The 6,000-nt window shown below is 58.6% G+C and carries 5 protein-coding genes; 3 read left to right on the forward strand and 2 right to left on the reverse strand.

Translation table 11 applies throughout. The annotated features are described in order from the left end of the window. Positions 1 to 74 precede the first annotated feature (74 nt). Positions 75 to 1,403 (forward strand): OprD family porin, encoded by a 1,329-nt coding sequence (locus PG5_RS17570; protein ID WP_020798469.1) that lies wholly within the window; start codon positions 75 to 77, stop codon positions 1,401 to 1,403. Positions 1,404 to 1,610: 207 nt separating this feature from the next. On the opposite strand, the gene PG5_RS17575 is transcribed toward PG5_RS17570, so the two are convergent. Further along, positions 1,611 to 2,453 (reverse strand): mechanosensitive ion channel family protein, encoded by an 843-nt coding sequence (locus tag PG5_RS17575; protein ID WP_020798470.1) that lies wholly within the window; start codon positions 2,451 to 2,453, stop codon positions 1,611 to 1,613. Between the two features lie 141 nt (positions 2,454 to 2,594). Then, positions 2,595 to 3,080, reverse strand: a complete 486-nt coding sequence (locus PG5_RS17580; protein WP_007977344.1) for a YajQ family cyclic di-GMP-binding protein — start codon at positions 3,078 to 3,080, stop codon at positions 2,595 to 2,597. A gap of 142 nt (positions 3,081 to 3,222) precedes the next feature. On the opposite strand from PG5_RS17580, the gene PG5_RS17585 reads away from it, so the two are divergent. Together PG5_RS17585 and PG5_RS17590 are read left to right on the forward strand one after the other, a co-directional pair. Further along, positions 3,223 to 4,140, forward strand: a complete 918-nt coding sequence (locus PG5_RS17585; RefSeq protein ID WP_020798471.1) for a putative 2-dehydropantoate 2-reductase — start codon at positions 3,223 to 3,225, stop codon at positions 4,138 to 4,140. Positions 4,141 to 4,185: 45 nt separating this feature from the next. Beyond that, positions 4,186 to 6,000 (forward strand): HAMP domain-containing sensor histidine kinase (locus PG5_RS17590; protein ID WP_042955473.1); only part of this gene is annotated, 1,815 nt, incomplete at its 3' end.

Here is a 6,000-nt window from a genome sequence, read left to right on the forward strand (position 1 = left end):
AAAGAAAGAGCCGCCCAGATAATAAAACAGGTGGAGCGGCAGTACTCTTCTAAAAACCAAAGGAGCAAATCACGATGCGCGTGATGAAGTGGAGCATGATCGCACTGGCTGTTGCAGCTGGTACCTCGCAGTTCGCAGTGGCGTCGTCCCAGGACGAGTCCAAGGGTTTCATCGATGATTCGAGCCTGAAACTCAAAACTCGTTTTGAGTACATGAACCGCGACTACAAAAACGGTGCAAGCAACCCATCGAGCGGCACCGCCGGCTATCGCCAGGACTCCGGTCTGAGCCAGTTGCTCACTTACGAGTCGGGCTTCACTCAAGGTATTGTTGGTTTCGGCCTCGACGCCATGGCCATGGGCGCTGTCAAACTGGACGGTGGCTCGGGCAAGCGTGGTAACGGCCTGTTCGCTAACGACAGCGATGGCAACCCGGAAAAATCCCAAGGCAAGGTTGGCGGTGCAGTGAAACTGCGTTTGTCCGACACCGTCCTGAAATACGGCCAGCAGTTCGTTGCCAGCCCAGTATTCGCTACCGACGACAGCCGTATGCTGCCAGAAGTTGCTACCGGTACCCTGTTGACTTCCAAGGAAATCAAAGGCCTGGAAGTGAGCGCTGGTCGCTTCACCGCGCTGAGCAAGCAAACCGGTATGGCCCGTGACAGCATCGGCGGCCTGACAGATGAAGATGGCAACCACGGCAAAGGCCTGAGCGATGGCATCAACATCTTCGGTGCCAGCTACGCCTTCACCGACAACTTCAGCGCTGCCGTCGCTGCGTCGGATGCTGAAGAGTACTTCAAGAAGTACTACGTCAACATGAACCTGACTGTGCCAATCAACGATGAACAATCGCTGAACTTCGACCTCAACGGCTACAAAACCAAGGGCGACAAGCGTGGCGACCTGGTTGACGCGATCGGCGACGGCACCCTGGGTGTGGACAACAACCTGTGGTCCCTGGCAGCTGCCTATAGCCTGGGCGCGCACAAGTTCACCCTGGCCTACCAGCAGTCGAGCGGCGACAACGCTTACTACTACGGCGTTGACGGCAACAGCACCATCTTCGTATCCAACTCCATTCAGATCTCTGACTTCGTGGGCCGCGAGGAGAAATCCTACCAAGCTCGCTACGACCTGAACATGGCGCAATACGGCGTTCCTGGCCTGAGCTTCATGACCCGTTACGTAATGGGTGACAACATCAAGACCAACGGTCTGGGTGAAGGTAAGGAAAACGAGTGGAACCTGGAGTCCAAGTACGTCGTACAGGAAGGTCCAGCAAAAGACCTGTCGTTCCGTGCACGTTTCGCCAACTACCGCTCGAACGGCGCGTACAGCGGCTACTCGTCTGACGTCTACGACACCCGCCTGATCATCGAGTACCCACTGAGCATCCTGTAATCAGGGTGTAAGTAGGCAACTGCGTAGATCAAGAACCGCCCACCTTTTCAGGTGGGCGGTTTTTTTATGCATGCCACATGGCAAACGCTGCCGCAAGCAACTTGCGCGCATAACGTTAATACTTTTTTCAATGAACTCATCAACAGTCACAAAAAAACCCAAGAGACTATTCACCTCTTGGGCTTATGTAACAACTAACAAACAGGCTTACAGTACGGCCGCTTCCTGAACCACACGAACTACACGCTGAGGAAATGGAATGTCAATACCCACCGCTTTCAATCGATCACGGGACTTTTCGTTAAACATGAACATCACATCCCAGTAATCCGCTGTTTTCACCCAGACACGCAGGGAAACGGTGATTGAACTGTCACCCAGGGTCGAAATGACTGCTTGCGGTGCCGGGTCGTCCAACACGCGCGGATCCTTGGCCAGTTCCAGCAAGACTTCACGAGCCTTTTGCAAATCCGCTTCGTAATCGACACCCACATCAAATACCACCTTGCGGGTCGGTTGACGGTTGGTGTTGGTGATGATGCCGTTCGACAGATTGCCGTTAGGCACGATGATGGTCTTGTTATCGCCGGTGCGCAGCACGGTGTGGAAGATCTGGATGCTGTCGACAGTACCCGCTACGCCTTGGGCTTCGATCCAGTCACCGATACGGAACGGACGGAAAAGCAGGATCAGCACGCCGCCGGCGAAATTCGCCAGGCTGCCCTGCAACGCCAGGCCAATGGCCAGGCCAGCCGCACCGATCGCCGCCACGAACGAAGTGGTTTCCACACCAATCATCGACGCCACGCTGACGACCAGCAGGATCTTCAGAATGATGTTCGCCAGGCTGCTGATAAAGCCTTGCAGCGCAAGATCAGCGTTACGTAGGGCTATCAGGCCACCGAGCTTGTGCGTGACCTTGTTGATCAACCACCAGCCGATCGCCAGGGTAATCACTGCCAGCAGCACACGGCTGCCATATTCCATGATCATCGGGATCCAGGACTGGGACACCTTGACCAGGTTGTCTACTTCAGCATTTAAGTCCATCTGCTTTCTCCTGCATTTTTCCGGCTACCCGGCACGCGAAAAATAAAGCGGCAGAAAGACCGAATCCTGTGCGGATCGATCGTTTCTGCCGTTGCTTGGGCCTCGGACGCCGAAAACGCCTGGAGGTTCCCGCCTTGCACGTCAGTCGCGGAAGTTGTTGAACTGCAGCGGCATGCCGAATTCCTTGGCGCGCAGCACTGCAATGGCTTCCTGCAGGTCGTCACGCTTCTTGCCGGTGATGCGCACCTGCTCACCCTGGATGGCGGCCTGCACCTTCAGCTTGGCGTCCTTGACGTGAGCGACGATTTTCTTCGCCAGCTCCTTGTCGATGCCTTCCTTGAGCACAGCTTCCTGCTTCATCAGCTTGCCCGATGCAAACGCATCCTTGACCTCAAGGCACTGCACATCGATCTTGCGCTTGACCAGGGCCAGCTTGAGGATCTCAATCATCGCTTCGAGCTGGAAATCCGCTTCAGCGGTCAGGTTGACGGTCAGGTCCTTTTCCTTGAACTCGAAGCTGCCTTTGCCTTTCAGGTCATAGCGACGATCGAGTTCCTTGACGGCGTTCTCGACCGCGTTGGTGACTTCGTGTTTGTCCAGTTCGGATACCACGTCGAACGACGGCATGTAATCTCTCCAATAAATAGGGCGCGCTCGATCAAGATGGAGCACGCCTGGCTTGCGGTTAAAATCCGCGCTGATTATAACGGGTCTTTCCGATCATTCACTGCGAGCCACCCATGCGCGCCTTAAACAGAGCAAAAAGCTGATGTCCACCACCTGGCATGTACTAGGCGCCGGTAGCCTCGGCACGTTGTGGGCCACTCGCCTGGCTCGGGCCGCAGTGCCGGTGCGCCTGATACTGCGTGACTCAGCCCGGCTACGGGCGTACGAGGCGGCAGGCGGCTTGACCCTGGTGGAACATGACCAGGCACAGCTATATCCAGTGAGCGCCGAAACGGCTGACAGCCTCGCACCGATTAATCGACTACTGGTCGCCTGCAAGGCCTACGATGCGGAACTGGCCGTGGCACAGCTGGCACCCCGACTGGCGCCCGGCGCCGAACTGATCCTGCTGCAGAACGGCCTGGGCAGCCAGGACGCCGTGGCGGCGCAAGTCCCGCAGGCGCGCTGCATCTATGCGTCAAGCACGGAAGGCGCCTTTCGCGACGGTGACTGGCGTGTAGTCTTTGCCGGGCACGGGTTTACCTGGCTGGGGGATGCCGGCCACCCTGTCGCGCCGATCTGGCTGGACGACCTCGACGCCGCGGGCATTCCCCATGAGTGGAGCACCGAGATTCTCACCCGGTTGTGGCGCAAACTGGCGCTCAACTGCGCGATCAATCCGTTGACAGTGCTGCACGATTGTCGCAACGGCGGGTTGCAGGAGCACCGTTGTGAGGTCGCCACCCTGTGCGGCGAACTCATCGATCTGCTTGAGCGATGCGGCCAGCCAGCAGCCGCCGAAAACCTGCAACAGGAGGTTGAACGGGTGATCCACGCGACCGCTGCCAACTACTCCTCGATGTACCAGGACGTCAGCAACCGGCGCCGCACCGAAATCAGTTACCTGCTGGGCCATGCCTGTAAAGTCGCGGCGCGGCATCAACTGAACCTGCCGCACCTCAATCAGCTTGAGTCCAAGTTGATCGCGCGCCTGCTCAGCCTTGGATTGCCCAGCGACTGAGCAGCGGCTACGCTGGCCACTTGTTCCCTTGCAGCGATAAACCTGATGCCATTGCGCCAGCGTCTTGAAAACCTCCCTGTCGGCCAGAAACTGCTGGCCGCCCTGTTGGTGCTGTTGACCACTGTACTGCTGGTTGCGAACCTGACCTTTATCAGCGCCGCTTACTACATTTCTCAGGAAAGCATGGCGCCCCAGGCCCTGCAGACCATCGGCCGGCTGGTCTCCAACCCGAGCCTGGTGTCCGAGGCACTGCAATCGCCGCAAAGCGCCCAACGCCTGCTCGATGAGCTCGACAGCTATTCACCACTGCGCGCTGCGGCCCTGTATGACGGCAAGGGCGAGCGCCTGGCGCAGTTGCAACATGGCGATCACCTGAGCCTGCCCAAGCATTACCGGCACATCGAATCCTGGCAAGTCACCGAGTTTCGCAGTAACCAGGTCATCACCCTGCCCCGCCCCGGCACCGCACCCGGCCACTTGCTGCTGGTGGCCAGTAGCGAGCTGCCCATGGCGTTCTATACCGGGACCCTGACCGCCAGCCTGGGAATCCTGATTTTCAGCGTGCTGCTGTGGCTGGTCATCGCGCGACAGATCAAACGCCTGATTACCCGGCCGATTCATCAGCTGGAGGAGCTCTCCCGCCAAGTGACCCGGGAAGAGAACTACGCCCTGCGCGCCTCCCGGGGCAATCACGATGAAATCGGCAGCCTGGCCGAGGCGTTCAACACCATGCTCTCGCGGATCGAAGCCCGGGAACAGCAACTCAAACGCGCCCGCGATGACTCCCAGGCCGCGTATGACCAGGCCCAGGGACTGGCCGAAGAAACCCGCCACACCAATCGCAAGCTGGAACTCGAAGTCCAGGTACGGAGCAAGATCGAGAAAAAACTCACGGGTTTCCAGAATTACCTCAACAGCATCATCGACTCCATGCCATCGGCGCTGATCGCCCTCGACGAACAGCTTTACGTAACGCAGTGGAACCAGGAAGCCAGTGCCCTTTCCGGTACACGCCTGGACGAAGCCTTGAACCAGCCGATCTTCCTCGCCTTCGAACCGCTCAAGCCGTTCCTGCCGCAGCTCAAGCAAACCGTCGAGCAACACACGGTGGCCAAGATCGAGCGCGTGACCTGGGTCAAGGACGATGAACCCCGCCACTACGCCCTGACCTTCTATCCGTTGATGGGCGGTGCCGGACGCGGCGTGGTGATCCGCATCGACGACATTACCCAGCGCCTGTCCCTTGAAGAAATGATGGTGCAGTCAGAGAAAATGCTTTCCGTCGGTGGCCTCGCCGCCGGCATGGCCCACGAAATCAACAACCCGCTCGGTGCGATCCTGCACAACGTGCAGAATATCCGCCGCCGGCTGTCCCCTGAACTGCCGAAGAACCTGGAACAGGCCGAGCAGATCGGTGTCGAGCTATCGACCGTCAACCAGTACCTGCAAGCACGCGAAGTGCCACAACTGCTCGACGGCATCCAGCAGGCCGGCGCCCGGGCGGCGAAGATCGTCACGCACATGCTTAGCTTCAGTCGGCGCAGTACCCGCCAAATGGCCCCGTGCGATCTGCCAGCGCTGATCGACCAGGCGGTGGAAATCGCCGGAAACGACTTCGACCTGGCGATTGGTTTCGACTTCAAGGGCCAGGCGATCATTCGCCAGTTCGACCCGGCGCTGGGGCCAGTGCCCGGTACCGCCAACGAGCTGGAACAGGTGCTGCTCAACCTGCTGAAAAACGCCGCTCAAGCCATTCACCAGCGTGAAGACGACAGCGAACCAGGGCGCATCATCCTGCGCACCAAGCTGAATCCGCCGTGGGCGGAGATCCAGGTCGAAGACAACGGCATCGGCATGAGC

Origin of the sequence: Pseudomonas sp. G5(2012) (genome assembly GCF_000408945.1) — a bacterium.
Lineage (GTDB): Bacteria > Pseudomonadota > Gammaproteobacteria > Pseudomonadales > Pseudomonadaceae > Aquipseudomonas > Aquipseudomonas umsongensis.

Bases quoted from the DNA above. Each gene is read 5' to 3' on its own strand.
- PG5_RS17570 (WP_020798469.1), top strand. From the start codon at position 75: ATGCGCGTGATGAAGTGGAGCATGATCGCACTGGCTGTTGCAGCTGGT.
- PG5_RS17575 (WP_020798470.1), bottom strand. From the start codon at position 2,453: ATGGACTTAAATGCTGAAGTAGACAACCTGGTCAAGGTGTCCCAGTCC.
- PG5_RS17580 (WP_007977344.1), bottom strand. From the start codon at position 3,080: ATGCCGTCGTTCGACGTGGTATCCGAACTGGACAAACACGAAGTCACC.
- PG5_RS17585 (WP_020798471.1), top strand. From the start codon at position 3,223: ATGTCCACCACCTGGCATGTACTAGGCGCCGGTAGCCTCGGCACGTTG.